The sequence below is a fragment of the Devosia nitrariae genome (genome assembly GCF_030160115.1).
GTDB classification, from domain to species: domain Bacteria; phylum Pseudomonadota; class Alphaproteobacteria; order Rhizobiales; family Devosiaceae; genus Devosia; species Devosia nitrariae.
Genome location: NZ_BSNS01000012.1, coordinates 208399 through 226575, shown reverse-complemented (window position 1 = coordinate 226575; position 18177 = coordinate 208399). Strand labels below are relative to the sequence as shown.

The following is an 18177-nucleotide window of genomic DNA, read 5'->3' as shown; positions in this document are numbered from 1 at the left end:
TCGAAACGCCCGCCGATAGGCTACAGAAGGTGTTGCGATGACCGGTTGAACCCACCGGCGCAAAGCGGACGAACTCTGCTAGCACGGCCGGCAGGAAAGAGGTCTTGGCGACCAGTTTGCTGAGATCGGTCTGCGACCTACACCACTCCAACGGCAAAGCCCGCCGGGCTGGTGCCTGGCAGGCTGTAATCTGGCGCTAGCGCCGACCGTTCAGGTCTCGCGGTAGTGCTGGATCCACGTCGCGCGCAATCCGGCAAGCCCGTGCTTGTCGATGGCCGCCCGCCAGTTGAGGAACTCATCGACGCTCAGCGTATAGCGGTCGCGTGCCTCTTCCAGGCTCAGCAGACCGCCGCGCACGGCGGCGACGACTTCGGCCTTGCCGTCCACTGCTGGTTCCGGGTCAATCGCGAACTCGAGCCGATGCAGCACGCGGAGGCCTATCTCGAACGCCTGGCGCGCCGAGAGCTAGGGTCGGCAGTATTTTACGGAGACGCCCTAAGCATATCGGGGTTGACGGCGAGCCGCCGTCAAAGTGCCTGGACGAGACCCTCCGCCTCAAGCCGGAACCCGTCATAGACAACCCGGCCATCGGGCGCGATCACGACGAACCAAGGGGTTCCACCGGAGCGGTATGCCTTCATGATCGGGGGTACAGCGTCCGCTGAGGTGCTATCAGCGACGGCATGCCCAAAGGGAACGCGCAGGTCATATCGTTGCTGATTTTCCCGCAGGCGATCGAACGTGTTGACGTCCGACCCCTCGAACACGGTCTGGATGGCGGCCAAGCCAACGCCGTTATCGCGAAGTTCCTCGGCAAGGGTCACGAATGTGGGAAAGCCATGTGCGTGACAGCCCGCACACCAACGCTGGAAGAAGTAGAGAATAGCGTGTCCCTGTCCCAATTCAGCCAGGGCCAAGGGGCTACGGTCTTCGCCATTTTCATCGATCCACCGGACGTCCTCGAGCGGTGGGGCGGGCAGGCCCATAATTCCCGTCGCCATCGCATGCTCCATTAGCGGGCTCGCGGCGTTACGCCGCGAGCCGCGAGTCTGCTAGGCGGCAGCCCCGGCTCTGCGCGGCAACACCCAGTTCGGACGCGGAAAATGGCAGGTATACCCGTACGGAATGCGTTCGAGATAGTCCTGGTGCTCGGGCTCTGCCTCCCAGAAATCACCGACCGGCTCGACCTCGGTCACGACCTTGCCAGGCCATAGTCCCGACGCCTCAATGTCTGCGATCGTATCGAGCGCAACGGCCTTCTGCGCGTCGCTGGTGAAATAGATCGCCGAGCGGTAGCTCGTGCCGATGTCATTGCCCTGACGGTTGAGCGTCGTCGGATCATGGATCTGGAAAAAGAACTCGAGCAACCGGCGATAGGTGGTCTGCGAGGGATCGAAGGTGATTTCGATCGCCTCGGCATGGGTGCCGTGATTGCGATAGGTGGCATTGGGCACGTCGCCACCCGTATATCCAACCCGGGTCGAGATCACACCGGGCAGCTTGCGGATGAGGTCCTGCATACCCCAGAAGCAGCCTCCGGCGAGAACAGCACGTTCGGTCGTCATTGGATGTCCTCCACCTGGTTGAGATAGTCACCGTAACCCTCAGCCACCATCTCGTCGCGCGGTACGAAGCGCAGCGAAGCCGAGTTGATGCAGTAGCGCAGGCCGCCGCGATCGGCCGGCCCGTCGGGGAAAACGTGGCCGAGGTGGCTGTCGCCATGCGTCGAGCGCACTTCTGTGCGGATCATGCCGTGACTGGTGTCGCGCAGCTCATTCACGTTCAAGGGCTCGATCGGCTTGGTGAAGCTCGGCCATCCGCAGCCGGACTCATATTTGTCCGAAGATGCGAACAGCGGTTCACCCGAGACGATATCGACGTAGATCCCCGGTTCCTTGTTGTCGAGAAGGGCGCCGGTTCCGGGACGCTCCGTCCCGCTCTGCTGAGTTACCCGATATTCCTCGGGCGAGAGCCTCGCGATCGCGGCTTCCGTCTTCTTGTAAGCAGCCATGCTTTTCTCCTTCGAGTTTCCCGCCCCTGAAAATGGATATCCGATCCGAAGATGTCCAATACGCCGCGACTATAGTTTCGATGCGACCACCGGCATGCACGACGATGCCGCTCATCGGCAGTGAGGACCGTCGCGGCGATATTCCCCGCCGCTATGGAAACTATACGTGCCACCTATTGGAAAACTTCGTGCCGCGATGCGACGCTGCAGGGCTTCCACCAAACAGACAAATGACCAGGAGACAACTCCCATGAAAGCGATCGTGGTGACGGACCAGGCCGCGGGAACGGCCGGGATGAAACTGGTGGAGCGGCCCGAGCCGCAGGCATCGATAAACGATGTCGTCGTTGAGGTTCATGCCTCGGGATTCGTCAACACCGAGCTGGATTGGCCGTCGACCTGGACCGATCGCCTCGATCGTGACCGAACCCCGTCGATCCCCGGGCACGAGCTGGCCGGAGTGGTCACCGCCCTCGGCTATGGCACGACGGGGCTGACGGTCGGGCAGCGGGTGTTCGGCCTCACGGACTGGTCTCGCGACGGAACGTTGGCGGAGTACGCGGCCGTCGAGGCACGCAATCTCGCGCCGCTGCCGGGCGACCTCGACTTCACGGTGGGCGCGAGCCTGCCGATTTCGGGCCTGACCGCGTGGCAGGGACTGTTCCAGCACGGCCGCCTTCGGGCGGGACAAAGCATCCTCGTGCACGGCGCGGCCGGCGCAGTCGGTACGATGGTGACGCAGCTCGCTCGTGAGGCCGGCGCCTACGTCATCGGCTCCGGACGCGCTGCCGACCGTCAGAAGGCGCTCGATTTCGATGCGAACGCGTTCATCGACCTCGAGAACGATGTCATCGAAGACGTCGGCGAAGTCGATCTGGTGTTCGATCTCATCGGCGGCGACATCGGGAGACGCTCGGCACGCCTGGTTCGGCCCGGGGGAACGCTGGTGTCCGCCGTCGGGCCCGTCGAGGCGCGGCCGGCCGATGGCGTGGCGGTCGACTTCGTCGTCGAGGCCGATCGTGGCCAGTTGAGCGAGATCGTCCAGCGGGTGCGGGACGGACGATTGCGCACGAACATCGGCAGTGTCTCGACCCTCGAGGACGCGGTCGCTGCCTTCAACCCGACCGGGCGACGCAAGGGGAAGACGATCATCCGCGTTCGTCCGTGAGTAATCGGGGAGGGCGCAGGCGTCGGCACCTCACGGAATTCAGGACCACGCATAGCGCTCGACCAGCGTGCGAAGCTGCCGCAGCGTCGCTGCCGTTCCCGATCCCGAAATTGATTGGAACGCGATCGTGCGCGACAGGTCGAGAGTTTCGACCGGGCGCAACGTCAAGCCGGCGACGATCGCCGAACGCTCAGGCAGCATGCAGACACCGGCGCCCTCGGCCACGGCCTGTTGAATCAGATCCTCCCGTTCGGATCTCAATCGCGGGATCATGATGATCGCCCGCGCGCGCAGGTGGTCGTTCACGCGGGTGCGGAATTCGCAGTGGAGCCGATCGAGGTATGGTTGCTCGGAGAGGTCGGCAAGCGAAACCATGGGCTGGCTGGCCAAGGGGTGTCCTTGCGCCATCGCCAGCAACAGTCGCTCACGGAACATTTCGATGGTCGCGATCTTGGCGCTTGCGTCCATTGCATCCGAGGAGAAGCACCCATCGATCCGGCCGCTGAGGAGCCGCTCGATTGCCTCGTCGCGTGTGACTGGCTCGAGAACCAGCTCGAGCATCGGCAACTGGCGGAGGGCGTGCGTAACGAACCCGGTAATCAGCGCCGGCGCGATGGTGGTCACGACGCCCAGCGTCAACGTCTCGCGGCGACCGCGAACCCGGTTGAGCGATAGCGCCCGAACCCGCTGCTCACCTTCCGCGATCGCAGCGAATTCGGATCGGATGTCGCGGCCGAGCGCGGTCAGTCGGCTATCCTTGCCATCGCGATACACCAGCGTTCCGCCCAACTCCTGTTCGAGCCGCTGTATCGCGCGGGTGAGCGTGGGCTGGGACACGCCGCTGCGCATGGCGGCTTCGGTGAAGTTGAGGGTGTCCGCCAGGTTCAGGAAATATCGGATCTGGTTGAGTTCCATGCGGACGACCGCCGTTTCTTGGTCCCGATGCGGCTCGTTGCTCCGCGCCGCTGGAGTGCGCCAGACCGAAGCGTGCTTTCGTCGACAGGCGGTTGAGGTGTTCTCCCACAACAAGCGCGGTCCTGACAACGGCAAAGCCCGCCGGGCGGGGCCTGGCGGGCTGCAAATCCGGCGCGAGTGCCGTCTTCAGTTCTCGCGGTAGTGCTGAATCCAGGTCGTCCGCAATCCGGCAAGCCCGTGCTTGTCGATGGCCGCCTGCCAATTGAGGAATTCGTCGACGCTCAGCGTATAGCGGTCGCAGGCCTCTTCCAGGCTCAGCAGACCGCCGCGCACGGCGGCAACGACTTCGGCCTTGCGGCGGATTACCCAACGACGCGTGTTCTTCGGTGGAAGATCGGCGATCGTGAGCGGACTGCCGTCCGGCCCGATAACGTACTTTACGCGGGGACGCATTTGTACGGTCATTTTACTCTCTACTCAACCTGACCATATGACGGCAGAGTAGTGGGTCCCGCTTAAAATTTGGCTAAGGGGAAACTTACAGGTGGTTAAGAATGCCAGCAAATTCAGAGGACTGGCTGAACCCCACCCACCTTCGAGTACAAAATAGTCTTATCTCGCAGACTATTGCGGGTTCCTTGCGCGAAGGGGCGGGATCGGCCGGGACGACTTTGCGTCCGGCGGATCAGGCCTCTTCGGCCGCGTCATCCTCGGGAATCCTGACGTTGGTGACGTCGGTGAGGGCAATCCGCGATGTGCCGATGGTCAGCACCGGCACGTCGCCCGAGAAATCGACGGCGGAGACGATGCCTGTCGTGGCTGTGGTGACGTTGACGTAGTTGCCGGAGAGGTTCTTGGCAGTGATGGAGATGGTGTAGGTGCCGTCGGGCTTGATGTTGTTGTCCGATCCGCGCCCGTCCCAGATGAACTGGCCCTCGCCTTTGGCGAGCGAGCCGGTTTCGGTATAGACGACGTTGCCGTGAGCATCCTTGATGGTCACCGTCGCGTCGGCGGCCGTCGCTTCGGCGGTAAAGCCCCAGACGGCCAGGCCGTTGGAAAGGTCGGCCTTGTTGCCGGCGGCCGTCACCTCCTTGCCGATGTAGGAGACGGCATCGGTATTGACCGCCGCCTTGTTGGAGAGCATCAGCGCTTCCAGGAACTCGTTGGTCTTCAACTGCTGTTCGACCGAAGTGAACTGCACCAGTTGCTGGGTGAACTGGTTGGTGTCCATCGGATCGAGGGGGTTCTGATGCTTGAGCTGCGTCGTCAGGATCTGAAGGAACGTGTCGAAATTGTCGGCGATGGTCGAGCGGCTCGAGCTGATCGCGCTGCTGGTGTCGGAAACGCCGCTGACGGTCATGCTTGGACTCCTAAAGTGCTTTCAGCAAAAGTGGACACCACTTTTTTGCGGGTCGAAAGCGCGACAATGTAAAACCTGGAGCGCCGTTCTGCTTTCTCAGAACGGGCTCTAGGCGAGGATGTTGATGCCGCCGGCGCGCGCGGCGCCGCGGTAAAGGGTCACGGCCGGCGCGGGCGGCTCGTCGGGCTCGGCGGCGGTTTCCCCTCCAAAGACCGGTGCGTCGCTGCCACGCCCGCCCTGGTCCTGCTGGGCGAAGGGGTTCTGGCGCAGGGAGAATTCCAGATTTGTCTTGGTGCCGTCCATGCCGGCCTGGGCCAGGGCGCGTTCGAGCGTCCGCTGGTCGCGCTGCATCAAGTCGAGCGTTTCGGATTTCTCCACGGTCAGCCGGGCGTGGACGTTCCCGGCCTGGTCGATTTCCATGCGCACGTCGATGCGGCCGAGCTCGGGCGGGTCGAGCCGGATCTGGAAGTGGGTATTGCCCTGCTGTGTCTGCCGGGAGATCTCGAAAGCGATCTGGGGCAGGTTGATCTGCTGTTGGGAGGTCTGGTAGCCGGCGACCACCGGGCGTGCCACCGGTGCCGTTTCGACCCGCGTGCCGGTCTGGGTGGCGATCTCGGCCGCGATCGATTGTCCCTGCGGCGCGTCGGCTTGTGCGGCAGCCGCAAGCCGGGCAGTGGTCTCCGGCATCTGAGCGGCCGAGCCCGCCGGACGCTTGTCGGCGCGTGCAGCCCCTACATCGCTGAGAGCACGCGCCTCGGGAGCGTCGCTCTCACCGGTCGCCTCACCCGAGGCGATGACCTCGGTCAGACGTGGATCGGTGGACAAGGGGGCGTCGGTTGGGGCGGGCTTGATGCCGGTCTTGCCGGCCACCAGCGCTGCTATGCGCGCCTGCAGGTCGCCGGTCAGCGGTTCGGCGTCGCCGGCAAGGCCAAGCCTCGCAAAAGGTTCGCCGTCTGCCCCGGTTTCGTCGAGCGCGGCGGCAAAGGCGCCGAGCTTGGCGGCGAGGTCACGGGCAAGGGTCGCGCCGTCCTCAGCCTCGCCCGAGGTGGGTCGGGCCAATCCGGCGGCGAAATCAGCAAGCAGGCCTGTCAGGCGCTGACCGGTGGTGGCACCCTCGACCAGGAGATTGGCGCCCATCCGGGCGAGTTCCGCCGGGGTCGGCGTTGCACCGAGCGGCAGGTCGAGCGCGGCCGCCAAGGCGTCGAGCAGTTGGTCGATCTCGGCGAGTTGCTCGTTATCGGGGTCGTCGCCCAGTCGAGCGAGCCGCTCGAGCAGTTCGGCCAGCAGCGCCGGCGCATCGCCGGGCGCCTCGGGTTCGGCGGGCAATTCGATGCCGGCGGCCTGCGCAAGGTCAGCGAGCGAAAGGGGCTTGTCCTGGCCGGCGAGCTGCACGCCGACCAATGCCCCAGCCTCGAATTTCAGGTCGACGACTTCCTCACCCAGGAGGTTGCCGATACCGGCCTTGAGCGCAGCCTCGTCCGAGCCGGCTCCGGAGAGGACAGCGAGCAGGGCCTCGAAGCCGGAGGGCGCGTTGCCGTTCGAGGACGCCGGCGCGTCGCCGAAGGCCGAGACCGAACCCGAGGAGGAACTGACAAGCAGCGAGGAGGACACTTTTCCGCGTGGTCCCTTGATGACACAAATCCGCTTCCTGCGATGCAAGCGGCTTGCCAGTTCGCGGTGGGCCAGAACTTCGTTGAATATCAAAGGCTTGTTGTATTCTCTCTTGGTCTGGCCCGCGGGAACGACGGCTGTTTGGGCAGATTTGTCCCTCCTCCCGGCAAAAGCTGCCGGTCGGCCGGCGATATTGCGGGCGCGGCGGGAAACGGCTAGAGACGGCGCCACATCATGCCGCTGGCCCTTGACCCCAACCGGATGGACCCAACAGTGCTGAACTCGCTTGACCTTCCCAAGCGCCCGGAGGACACGCGCGTCGTCGTCGCGATGTCGGGGGGCGTCGATTCTTCCGTCGTTGCCGGCCTTCTCGCCCGCGAGGGCTACGAGGTGCTGGGCGTCACCCTGCAACTCTACGACCATGGGGAAGTAACGCACCGCAAGGGCGCATGCTGTGCGGGCCAGGATATCCACGACGCGCGGCGGGTGGCCGCCAAACTCGGTATCCCGCACTACGTGCTCGACTACGAGGAGCGGTTCCGCAACGCCGTCATCGAGCCCTTCGCCAATGCCTATCAGCAGGGCGAAACGCCGGTGCCGTGCATTGCCTGCAACCAGTCGGTCAAGTTCGTCGACCTGATGGCGGTGGCCCAGGATCTCGGCGCCGACGTGCTGGCGACCGGGCACTATGTGCAGACCCGGCTCGAGGACGGAAAGCGCCGGCTCTATCGACCGGTCGACAGCGAGCGCGACCAGAGCTATTTCCTCTTTGCCACCACCCAGCAGCAGCTCGATTTCCTGCGCTTCCCGCTTGGCGGCATGGGCAAGGCCGAGGTGCGCGAGCTGGCGCGCCAGATGGGGCTGGAGATCGCCGAAAAGCACGACAGCCAGGACATCTGTTTCGTGCCGCAGGGCAAGTACGCCGACATCATCGCGAAGATGCATCCGGAGGCGATGGCCGAGGGCGAGATCGTCCATCTCGACGGGCGCGTGCTCGGCAAGCATCAGGGCATCGTCAATTTCACCATCGGCCAGCGAAAGGGCCTCGGCGTCTCGGCGCAGGAGCCGCTCTATGTTGTCAAGCTCGAGCACCGCACCGGACGTGTCGTCGTCGGCCCGCGCGAGGCCTTGAAGACCCACACCGTGCGGCTGCGTGACGTCAACTGGCTGGGGGACCGGCCGCTCGCGGCGTTCTCTTCCGGCAATGGCGCGCCGGTCGAGGTCAAGGTGCGCTCAACCCGCGGACCGCAGTCCGGTGTCGTCTCGATGCGGGATGGAGAGGTGTTCGTGACCCTCGTTGCCGGGGAATACGGGGTTTCGCCCGGCCAGGCGTGCGTCTTCTATGCGGACGAGACGCAGACGTCGGAGGTCCTGGGCGGCGGGTTCATCGCCGAGGCGGTGCCGTCGGCGTTTGCGGCGTGATGCGTAGACATGCCACGAAGGCGGAAGGCCCCCTCACGGATTGCTTTGCGATCCGACCTCTCCCCCAAAGGAGAGGTGTTGCGGTGGCCAGCGTAGTGCCCTCTTCACCTCTCCCTCTGGGGGAGAGGTCGACGGCGAAGCCGGCGGGTGAGGGGGCCTTGCGGGTTCTTCAGATCGATCATGATCTGATGGAGCGCCGGAGAACGATCGAGACCGATCTACAAACAATAGAGCCGCGCGCGGCCTGAATCTTACGTCCGCGTCCGTCCCCGCAGCGTCTGCAGTCAGCCGCCTTCGCCTGCCTGCTGCTCGGCATTGAATGCGTCGTTCTCTCGCCAGATGGCGAGGTTGGAGCTGATCGAGGCGATGATGAAGATCGCCGCGATGATGCCCAGCACGACGAGAAAAATGCGTCCTCTGGTGTTGTTGCGGTGCGGATCCTCCATTCGCGCAAGACCTCCCTGCTTCGCTTTCCCGATTGCTCCGGTTGGGCGGATGCGAATTTTTTCGTATTTCTTGCCAAGGATGGTGCGTCGGCGCGCGTCCTATGGTCAAGGCGCCAGGTTTGCTGCGCGGTGGAGGTTGTCGAGAATGAGGGATCGAGCGTGCCCGAAGCGGTGATGGCGCTGCCGGCCGATGCTGCCGACGCCGATGCCGAAAGCGGCCCGATGGCGCTCGTGCACCGGGCGCAAAAGGGGGACGGCGCTGCGTTCGCCGAACTCGTCGCGGCGCATTACGACATGATCTACCGCACCGCCTACAGGTGGTGCGGGGAGCGCAGCGATGCCGAGGACGTGGCGCAGGAGGTCTGTATCAAGCTTGCGACCGCCGTCGCGGGCTTTGACGGGCGGGCCCGGTTCGAGAGCTGGCTCTATCGGGTGACGCTGAATGCCGTGCGTGACCTGCAGCGGGCGCGGGTCCGGCGCGGACGCCAGGTGGCGGCGCTTGCCGAGGTCAGCCCCGCGGCGGCGCCGCCCGACCAGGAGGATGCCGCTGCAACCAGCCAGTTGTGGAGGGCGGTCCGCGCCCTGCCGGAAAAGCAGCGCGATGCGGTGCTCCTTATCTATGCCGAGGAGATGACCCACGCGGCCGCCGCCGAAATCATGGGGTGCCGGGAGGCCACGGTCTCCTGGCACGTGTTCGAGGCCAGAAAGACCCTGAGGGGCCTCCTATGAGCAATGAGATGAACAACGAACCCTTCGCCGCCCTTGGCAAGCTCGATGTCCCGGCGCCCGATGCCGGGGCGAAGGCCCGCGCGCTCGCCGCGGGAACCGCGGCGTTCGAAGTCGCGAGGGAAGAGCAGGCAAAAAAAATGCAACGTGCGGCCAAAGGAAAAAGCTGGCGCGAGCGTCTCAAGTCCATCGTTCCAACCTTTCAAGGAAACTGGATCATGGACATGCGTCTCCCGGTAGCGACAGCAGCAATGGCTCTCCTCCTGCTGCCGCTCGGCTACCAGCTTTTGACTACAACATCGATGACCCCCACGACCATCCCGCAGCAAGCTGCGGCGCCGACCGCGCCCGAGCCGGTCGAGACGCGCGAGGAGGCTCTTGCCGATGCCGATACGGCCGAAATGCCGGTCTCCGCTCCTGCCATGACCGCCAACCGGGCGAAGACCGCGGTGACGGCCCAGTCCGGCGCCGCCGCGCCGGCGCAAGACATTGAGGCCATACCGTCGCCCGCCCCCATGGCGCCGAGCCTGATGGCGACGGGCGTCATCGCGCCGTCGCCGGCCGAGGCGAGCGGCGACGCGTTCACGAGGTTCAACGAACAGCCGGTCAAGGCTGTGGCCGAAGCACCGGTCTCGACCTTCTCGGTCGATGTCGACACCGCCAGCTACTCCTATGTGCGACGGATGCTCGAGGAGGGGCAGGTGCCCCAGCCCGATGCCGTGCGCATCGAGGAGATGATCAACTATTTCCCTTACGGCTACCCGGAAGCCGACAGTGCCGAGGCGCCCTTTGCGCCGACCGTTGCGCTCTATCCAACGCCCTGGAATCCGGCAACGCGCCTTCTCCATATCGGCATCAAGGGCTACGAGCCGCCGGCAACCGAGGACAAGCCGAGCAATCTCGTCTTTCTCATCGACACTTCCGGCTCGATGGATTCACCCGACAAGCTGCCGCTTTTGAAGCGCGCCTTCCGGCTGCTGGTCGAGCAGCTGACCGATAACGACACGATCTCGATCGTCACCTATGCCGGCTCGGCAGGCGTCGCGCTCGAGCCGACGTCGGCGCGGGAGAAGGCGAAAATCCTTTCGGCGCTCGACAGCCTTTGGTCCGGCGGCTCGACGGCTGGTGCCGAGGGTATCGAACTTGCCTATCGTCTTGCCGAAGAGGCCAAGGTCGAGGGCGGCATCAACCGGGTGATCCTGGCCACCGACGGCGATTTCAATGTCGGCATCTCCGATCCGGACGAACTCGAGGACTATATCAAGGCCAAGCGCGACAGCGGCGTCTTCCTCTCCGTCCTCGGCTTCGGCACAGGCAATCTCGGCGACGACACCATGCAAAGCCTGGCGCAGAACGGCAACGGGCAGGCAAGCTACATCTCGAACTTCCGCGAAGCGCAGAAGGTGCTGGTCGAGGAGATCGGCGGTACGCTCGAGACCATCGCCAAGGACGTGAAGATCCAGGTCGAGTTCAACCCGGCGCTGATCTCGGAGTACCGGCTCGTCGGTTACGAGACGCGCGCGCTCAACCGCGAGGATTTCAACAACGACAAGGTCGACGCGGGCGACATCGGCGCAGGCCATACGGTGACGGCCATCTACGAGGTGACGCCGACGGGGTCGGAAGGGGCGCTGATCGATCCCCTGCGCTATGGTTCGGCCGAAACCACCACCAGCGGTGCGTCGAACGAGTACGCGTTCCTGCGGATGCGCTACAAGCTGCCCGACGGCGATGTCAGCCAGCTGATCGAGACGCCGGTGACGGCCGAAGTCACCTACGAGACTATGGATGAAGTGCCTGCCGACATGCGCTTTGCCGCCGCCGTCGCCGCCTTCGGCCAGAAACTTAGGGGTTCCGACTATGCCGGCGACATGAGCTGGCAGGCCATCCGGTCGCTGGCGCAGAGCGGTCGGGGAGCGGACGACGCCGGTTACCGCGCCGAGTTCGTCGGCCTCGTCGATCTCGCGGCTTCGTTGAAACCGGATCGGTAGGCACGAGCGAACCATCGGCCGTCACGCGGTTTATACGTCACGGCCGATGGTGTGGGTGAGCCTACTCCAGTGGCTTCAGACCCGCCTCGATCTTTTCCCGTTGCGGCTCGAGGAACGGAGGGAGCGACAGGCTCTCTCCCAGGGTCTCCAGCGGCTCGTCGGCGGTAAAGCCGGGGACGTCCGTGGCGATCTCGAAGAGGATGCCGTTGGGCTCGCGGAAATAGAGCGAGGTGAAGTAGTAGCGTTCCACTTCGCCGCTCGAGCGCAGGCCCGCCTCGCTCACGCGGGAGATCCACTGGCGGAGCGTCTCCTGGTCGGGCGTGCGGAAGGCGACGTGGTGGACGCCGCCGGCGCCGGGACGCACGAACTCGAGATCGGGCTGGACGGCGACGTGCAACTCGGCCGAGGGGCCTCCGGGGCCCATCTCGAAGACATGGACGTCGCCGGTATTGGTGCGGTCGGGGTAGGACCTCACCTCGCGCATGTTCATCACCTCTGTCAAAACCTTGGCGGTCGGTTCGAGCCGCGGCACACTCATGGTGATGGGGCCGAGCCCGATGATCTGCCGGTCGGCCGGCACGGGGCTCTTCTCCCATGCCTTGGCAGTGTTGGCCGGGTCGACCACCAGGCGGAAGCGCTGACCCTCGAAATCCTCGAACTCGAGCGAGAGGTGCCCGAAGCGCTCCTTGATGGCGCTGGTGCCGACGCCTGAGTTCTGCAGATGATCCTTCCACCATTTGAGGGTGTCTTCGCTGTCGACCCGCAGCCCCGTGCGCACGATCGAGTGCGTACCGCGCTTCTCGGGCGCTGCCGGGAAATCGAAGAAGGTGAGGTCCGCGCCGGGCGACGCGACGCCGTCACCGTAAAAGAGGTGATAGGCGGTGGTGTCGTCCTGGTTGACCGTCTTCTTGATCAGACGCATGCCGAGGGTCTTGGTATAGAATTCGAGGTTGCGCGGCGCTTGCGCCGTTACGGCCGTCAGATGGTGGATGCCGCCGAGTTCGAGGGTCATGGTCGTGTCTCCTGAAATGGTGCGCCTCTCACAGCGCCCTTGTTGACCGAAACATAGGACGGTTCCCCGCCGCCGAGCAGTGAGCCGGTGCCGACAGGCCGTTGCCGATCCTCGAACGATCGCGCCGGTTCGGCAACCCGTGCCCGCGGTATTCGTTTCCCCTGCGTTGCGCTAGAGCGCGATGCGATTTGATGAAATCAAATCGCGCACTCTAGCCCTTGTTGTCGCGGGATTGTCGCGAAAAACCAGTTCCCACCTTTTCGCATCCCGCTCGGAGCTCAAGGAGCGCATCCATGGCCGGCAAGACATCGGCGGCCGCCCACCCGGCCGATCCCAACCAGGAGAACCCGCCGATCGAGAGCCTCGCCGAGGCGCGGCTCTCGGTGCAGGCATGCCGGCGCTGCGATCTCTATGCCAACGCCACCCAGGCGGTATTCGGCGAGGGACCCGCGCATGCCCGCATCCTTTTCGTCGGCGAGCAGCCCGGCGACCAGGAAGACCTTGCCGGCAAGCCGTTCGTCGGGCCGGCAGGGCGGCTGTTCGATCAATGCCTCGAGCACGCCGCCATCGATCGCACCGAGGTCTTCGTCACCAATGCGGTCAAGCACTTCAAGTTCGAGCCGCGCGGCAAGCGGCGGCTGCACAAGCGTCCCGATGCCAGCGAGATCGCTGCCTGCCGCTTCTGGCTGGAGCTGGAGACCGAGTTCCTCGAGCCGGCGGTGATCGTGGCGCTTGGCGCCACGGCGGCGCGCAGCGTCCTCGGCAAGGTGGTGACCATCGGGAAGGTCCGGGGCGCGCCCATCAAGCGGGGCAACGACCCGCCGGCGTTCGTCACTATCCACCCGTCCTATCTCCTGCGCATCCGCGACCGGGAGGACGCGCGCCGCGAGCGCGAGGCGTTCGAGGCCGACCTCGCGGCGATCCGCGACCTTGCCGGCGGGCACTGATCCCGCGTGCCGCACGGCGCTTGACACGCGCGACACGCAAACCTAATAAGTCGCGGCGCTCGACAGCGCCCACCGCGCCCGACGCGGAGCCCCTTGGGGCGGAGTAGCTCAGTTGGTTAGAGCAGTGGAATCATAATCCATGTGTCGGGGGTTCAAATCCCTCCTCCGCTACCATATTTTCAAATAAATCAGTCGTTTGCGGGACGGAATAGCCCGCAAATTGGCCTCCCGTGTTGCGGTCATGTTGCGTGGTGACCACGTGGGAATGGGCAATTCGATGCCGGTGACCGGCATTGAAGTAGATGTCCATTGGTCGATGTCTCCTCCGTTCCTCGACCTGCATGTGGGGGTCCGGTCTTCGACGCGGATCGCGGTGCTGACGAGCTTGCCATCACGTAAGCGAGAAACGGGCAGGCCGTAGCGTCTCGGGATCGACGAAGAGCTGGCAGGGGCCGGGCAGGCTGCTGACGGCCCATGGTCGCCGGTGGCGGCGATTTGGCGACTTCCGCTGGAACCTCGCGCGACAAAGGCCGGCAGAGATCCAGTCGGCAGCGCTGCTCGGCAAGAGGCAGTGGTTTCCATTTTCACGGCTCGCGCGCGTGCAGCCTCAGCGGTGGGGCCGGTACGGCAACATCGCCACTCAAAGCCTCGATGTGGACCTGTGCGATGATCTTGTTAGGATTGTACATTATTTCTGTTTCTTCATGTGCGAAGGCTTGGCTCGCGTGCATTTGTCGCCTAGGCTCCCGGGAATGATCAGGCGGGGTGCAACGGTGCCGCCCAGCGTTGGGAGGGGAGACAGTGGCGATCAGGATCGCTGTGGGTCAGTTCCATGAGCTGACCGAGGAACGCTTGCGCTTTGCAGCGCAGATCGGCGTCTCAGGCATCCAGATGAACAACCCAAGTCTTCCCGGCGACACCCGCTGGGAGGAACGCAACGTACGGGCGCTGGTCGAACAGGTCGAGGCGGCAGGGCTCAAGTTCGAAGCTATCGAGAACGTCCCAACCCACTTCTACCACAAGGTCATGCTCGGACTTCAGGGGCGCGACGAGCAGATCGAGAACTATCAGGCCACGATCAGGGCCGTCGCCCGAGCCGGGGTGCCCGTCCTTGGCTATCACTTCATGCCGAATTCGGTGTGGACCACCAACCGGTCGGCGCCGACGCGCGGCGGTGCCCTTGCACGCCAGTTCGACATGAGCGTCGTCGAGGCGAATGCCGACGACCTCGAGCTTTTGCGCAGCTTTATGCCCACGACCCTGGGCCGCGCCAGTTCCATGCCGCTCTTTGGCAAGGACGGGCCGGCGGTGACCGAAGAGGTCATGTGGGAGAACTATCGCTATTTCATCGAAGCGGTGCTCCCGGTCGCAGAGGAGGAGGGGATCCGGCTGGCCCTCCATCCCGACGATCCGCCGGTGCCGATGCTGGGGGGCGTGGCGCGGCTTTTCTACAGGCCTCACGGTTTCCGCAAAGCTTACGAGATGGCCGGTCAGTCACCGGCCTGGTCGCTTGATCTTTGCCTTGGATGTTGTTCGGAGATGCCGGGCGGCAAGGCGAACGTTGCCGAGATGATCGAGTTTTTCGCGCCACGCGGCGCCATCGCCTACATCCACTTCCGGGATGTTCAGGGTTCCGTGCCGAACTTCACCGAGTGCTTCATCGGCGACGGCAACTACGATCCGGCCGAAGTGGTGGCATTGCTGGCGCGTCACGGTTTCGACGGGTTCCTTCTCGACGACCACGTGCCCAAGCTCGACGGCGACAGCGACTGGAACCACCGGGGCAGGGCGCATGCCATCGGCTACATGCAGGGCCTCATTCGCATGGCGAGCTATTCCGGCCTCCTCTAACGACCCCCATGCCGAGCCTCGTCGGCTCACCCACGGCTATCGTCTTCACCCGTATTTGCGCTGAAACCGCCAATGAAGATCACCGACATCAAGATCATCGTCGCTTCGCCAGGCCGCAACTTCGTCACGGTCAAGGTGATGACCGACCAAGGGCTTTACGGCGTCGGCGACGCCACCGTGAACGGCCGCGAGAAGGCAGTGGTCGCCTATCTCGAAGACCATGTGGTGCCATGTCTCATCGGCCGCGATCCAATGCGCAGCGAGGACATCTGGCAGTACCTCTACAAGGGTGCCTATTGGCGGCGCGGACCGATCACGATGGCCGCGATCTCCGGCATCGACATGGCTTTGTGGGACATTAAGGCCAAGGCGGCCAACATGCCGCTCTACCAGCTCCTCGGCGGCCGCTCCCGCGACAAGGTGATGGTCTATCAACATGCCAGCGGCATGGACATCGACGAAGTGGTCGAAGGCGTTCTGGCCCTGCGCGAGCAAGGGCTCGATGCCATCCGCGCTCAAGTCGCCATCCCCGGGCTGCCGCCCATCTATGGCACCGGCACCTCGACTGATGACGCTGCCGGCAAGACGGTGCGACCGCTGCCGAACGAAGAGGTCTGGGCAACGCACAAATACCTGCCGTTGGTCCCAAGGCTCTTCGAGAAACTGCGCGATGCAGTGGGATGGGACGTGCACCTTCTTCATGACGTCCATCATCGCCTCACTCCAATCGAAGCGGCGCGGCTGGGCAAGGATCTGGAGCCGTTCCGGCTGTTCTGGCTGGAAGACGCGGTGCCGGCTGAACTGCAGGAGGGCTTCCGACTCTTGCGCCAGCACACCACGCAGCCGATCGCGGTCGGCGAGGTGTTCAACTCGATCTACGACACCACGACGCTGATCTCAGAACAACTGATCGACTATATCCGCGTGACGTCGGTGCACGCAGGCGGGGTGACGGGTCTCAAGAAGATCTTCGACTTCGCCTCGATCTACCATGTGCGTTCGGCCTGCCACGGTCCGATGGACGTGTCGCCTGTCGCCATGGGCTGCAACATTCACGTCGATACGGCGATCAACAATTTCGGCATCCAGGAATTCTCCGGCTACACCGAGGCAACGCGCGACATGTTCCCGTGCGCCTGGACCTATGAGCGAGGCTATCTCCAGCCCGGCGAAGCGCCCGGTCATGGCGTCGACATCGACGAAGCAGTTGCCGCCAAGTATCCCTATGCCCAGGCCTATCTCCCCGTCGCCCGTCTTGAAGACGGTACCCTTACGAGCTGGTAGGACCTCGAGATGAAGATCACTGCAAACAAGCCGGTCTGCGTTGGCCACCGCGAGGCGGACTGTGGCCCGGTGACCAGTTGGTGAGGGCGGCGCGGTGAACCCATACCGGTTGAGCTGGAGTCACGGCGAAGCGGTGGTGCTCAGCACTGCCGCAGTTCTCGCCGACTGCCGGTTCGATCTGCCGGGCGGTGCTTTCAAGCCCTATGCCCGGGCGCCGTGGATGGGTACGGTGCACGATCCGAGCATAATCGGGCATCTGCGCGAACTTGGCGGCGACTTCGTTTGCGTGCCGTTCGGCGCAGGGCCAGCCGAGCCGATCGGCCCGCAGAAATGGGCGAGCCTGATGACCGAGCCGCCGCTTCTGCCGATCCACGGCCCCGCGGGGGATGCGGAGTGGAGCTTGCTCTCGCACGATTCCTCAAGCGTGACGCTGAGCCTCGACTATCCCGACGAGTCAATAATTCAGCGTCTCGAGCGCACGGTTTCCGGTCGCGACGGCGCGCCCGCGTTGGACTCGAGCCTTACCATCTATCCGCGGTACGGCGGGCGCATCTCGGTTGGATTGCACCCGATCCTGCGCCTGCCTGATGCGCCGGGCGCTCTGCGCCTGGAGGCCGAGTTCGACTTCGGGCTCGTTCATCCACGACATATTCACGACGGCCAGGACGACGAATTTTCTGCTCTTGATGACGTGCCTTTGCCTGATGGCAGGGTCGACCTCGGCCGCGTCCCGCTGGGCAGGCCGAATGTCAGCGTGCAGCTCTGTGGCATGCGCGGACCGTTGCGCGCACTCTTTGTGGAGGACAGGGCAGGGGTGGAACTCGATTGGGATCGATCGATCCTTCCTTGCCTGCAAATCTGGTGCACCGACCGCGGCATCAATGGACCGCCATGGCATGGACAGTACCGCGGCATCGGCGTCGAGCCGATGGCGTCGGCTTTCGACTTCAACACGTCGCTCTCAGTGCGTCCAAATCCAATCAACAAGCGTGGCATCCCAACTGCGGTTGAACTCGCGGAAGGGGACCCGCTGACCATCAGCCATTCGGTCACGGCCTTCGCCCTGTCCGAGGCGGAAATGCGTGTGGGGTAATCAAAGGCAGCAGTTTATCGGGTAGTTAGTAAATTTGTGAGTGCAATTGCCAGTTAACTGCGTTTTCTGGCGGAAATTCTTGATATTCTGACATCCTGTACAAGACAACTTTTGTTATTTTATTTGCCAACACGGAGGAGATGAAGCAATATTGCTATGAACTGACTTCCTGAAACACGGCGAAGACCGGAGCAGGGAGGTCGCGGGGAGGCGCAGCGCCCGCCAAGGTTTGAGGAGACCGGGGCGCAGCGACATCACCACAGCTTTGCCGGCCAGGGCCGGCGAGAGGAGCGCGGGAGGCACAACCGTGTCCGGGGGTCGGGCCGGATGAAGCTGACCG

18 protein-coding genes and 1 tRNA gene are annotated in these 18177 nt (G+C 64.2%); 9 read left to right on the top strand and 10 right to left on the bottom strand.

All coding sequences use genetic code 11. From position 1 onward, the window contains the following. Positions 1–210 precede the first annotated feature (210 nt). The 4 genes from QQK18_RS15500 to msrB all read right to left on the bottom strand — a co-directional run bounded on the left by QQK18_RS15500 (position 211) and on the right by msrB (position 2011). Positions 211–429 carry a DUF1153 domain-containing protein gene (locus QQK18_RS15500; RefSeq protein ID WP_284341258.1) on the bottom strand — a complete coding sequence of 73 codons (219 nt, stop codon included), beginning with the start codon at positions 427–429 and terminating at the stop codon, positions 211–213. Positions 430–527: 98 nt separating this feature from the next. Then, on the bottom strand, positions 528–1001 hold the full coding sequence (locus tag QQK18_RS15495) for a peroxiredoxin family protein (RefSeq protein WP_284341257.1): 474 nt from the start codon (positions 999–1001) through the stop codon (positions 528–530). A 51-nt stretch (positions 1002–1052) separates the two neighbouring features. Continuing rightward, positions 1053–1565 (bottom strand): peptide-methionine (S)-S-oxide reductase MsrA, encoded by a 513-nt coding sequence (msrA, locus tag QQK18_RS15490; protein ID WP_284341256.1) that lies wholly within the window; start codon positions 1563–1565, stop codon positions 1053–1055. Further along, complete coding sequence (gene msrB / locus QQK18_RS15485; RefSeq protein ID WP_284341255.1) at positions 1562–2011, bottom strand: peptide-methionine (R)-S-oxide reductase MsrB; 450 nt, start codon at positions 2009–2011, stop codon at positions 1562–1564. Before msrB ends, msrA begins: the two co-directional genes overlap by 4 nt. Before the next feature lie 250 nt (positions 2012–2261). On the opposite strand from msrB, the gene QQK18_RS15480 reads away from it, so the two are divergent. Next, positions 2262–3179, top strand: coding sequence for an NADP-dependent oxidoreductase (locus QQK18_RS15480; protein WP_284341254.1), 918 nt, complete (start codon positions 2262–2264; stop codon positions 3177–3179). Between the two features lie 39 nt (positions 3180–3218). Here the strand turns inward: QQK18_RS15480 and QQK18_RS15475 are convergent, their stop codons facing one another. From QQK18_RS15475 to QQK18_RS15460, 4 genes are all read right to left on the bottom strand, one after another. Further along, entirely contained in the window at positions 3219–4094 is an 876-nt protein-coding gene (locus QQK18_RS15475) for a LysR family transcriptional regulator (RefSeq protein ID WP_284341253.1), read from the bottom strand. Between the two features lie 186 nt (positions 4095–4280). Next, complete coding sequence (sciP, locus tag QQK18_RS15470) at positions 4281–4559, bottom strand: CtrA inhibitor SciP (protein ID WP_284341252.1); 279 nt, start codon at positions 4557–4559, stop codon at positions 4281–4283. Positions 4560–4779: 220 nt separating this feature from the next. Then, entirely contained in the window at positions 4780–5454 is a 675-nt protein-coding gene (locus QQK18_RS15465; RefSeq protein WP_284341251.1) for a flagellar hook assembly protein FlgD, read from the bottom strand. A 108-nt stretch (positions 5455–5562) separates the two neighbouring features. Next, a complete protein-coding gene (locus QQK18_RS15460; protein ID WP_284341250.1) occupies positions 5563–7065 on the bottom strand; it encodes a flagellar hook-length control protein FliK in 1503 nt (500 codons plus the stop codon). Between the two features lie 261 nt (positions 7066–7326). On the opposite strand from QQK18_RS15460, the gene mnmA reads away from it, so the two are divergent. Continuing rightward, positions 7327–8487, top strand: a complete 1161-nt coding sequence (mnmA, locus tag QQK18_RS15455) for a tRNA 2-thiouridine(34) synthase MnmA (protein WP_284341268.1) — start codon at positions 7327–7329, stop codon at positions 8485–8487. Between the two features lie 284 nt (positions 8488–8771). On the opposite strand, the gene QQK18_RS15450 is transcribed toward mnmA, so the two are convergent. Then, positions 8772–8933, bottom strand: coding sequence for a hypothetical protein (locus tag QQK18_RS15450; RefSeq protein ID WP_284341249.1), 162 nt, complete (start codon positions 8931–8933; stop codon positions 8772–8774). Between the two features lie 222 nt (positions 8934–9155). On the opposite strand from QQK18_RS15450, the gene QQK18_RS15445 reads away from it, so the two are divergent. Beyond that, the gene (locus QQK18_RS15445) at positions 9156–9662 is read left to right on the top strand and encodes an RNA polymerase sigma factor (RefSeq protein WP_284341267.1); all 507 of its coding nucleotides are present in this window, start codon (positions 9156–9158) and stop codon (positions 9660–9662) included. Positions 9663–9670: 8 nt separating this feature from the next. Continuing rightward, positions 9671–11650, top strand: a complete 1980-nt coding sequence (locus QQK18_RS15440; protein ID WP_284341248.1) for a vWA domain-containing protein — start codon at positions 9671–9673, stop codon at positions 11648–11650. A 61-nt stretch (positions 11651–11711) separates the two neighbouring features. Here the strand turns inward: QQK18_RS15440 and QQK18_RS15435 are convergent, their stop codons facing one another. Continuing rightward, positions 11712–12662: a ring-cleaving dioxygenase gene (locus tag QQK18_RS15435; protein ID WP_284341247.1), complete on the bottom strand. Its 951-nt coding sequence runs from the start codon at positions 12660–12662 to the stop codon at positions 11712–11714. 293 nt (positions 12663–12955) lie between these two features. Here QQK18_RS15435 and QQK18_RS15430 point away from each other — a divergent pair, with 293 nt between their 5' ends. From QQK18_RS15430 to QQK18_RS15410, 5 genes are all read left to right on the top strand, one after another. Beyond that, positions 12956–13609: a UdgX family uracil-DNA binding protein gene (locus tag QQK18_RS15430; RefSeq protein WP_284341246.1), complete on the top strand. Its 654-nt coding sequence runs from the start codon at positions 12956–12958 to the stop codon at positions 13607–13609. 97 nt (positions 13610–13706) lie between these two features. Continuing rightward, positions 13707–13783 (top strand) — tRNA-Met (locus tag QQK18_RS15425). A gap of 627 nt (positions 13784–14410) precedes the next feature. Further along, a complete protein-coding gene (locus tag QQK18_RS15420) occupies positions 14411–15460 on the top strand; it encodes a mannonate dehydratase (RefSeq protein WP_284341245.1) in 1050 nt (349 codons plus the stop codon). A gap of 72 nt (positions 15461–15532) precedes the next feature. After that, positions 15533–16744 carry a D-mannonate dehydratase ManD gene (manD, locus tag QQK18_RS15415; protein WP_284341244.1) on the top strand — a complete coding sequence of 404 codons (1212 nt, stop codon included), beginning with the start codon at positions 15533–15535 and terminating at the stop codon, positions 16742–16744. Between the two features lie 94 nt (positions 16745–16838). Next, a complete protein-coding gene (locus QQK18_RS15410; RefSeq protein WP_284341243.1) occupies positions 16839–17837 on the top strand; it encodes an aldose epimerase family protein in 999 nt (332 codons plus the stop codon). Positions 17838–18177: the final 340 nt, after the last annotated feature.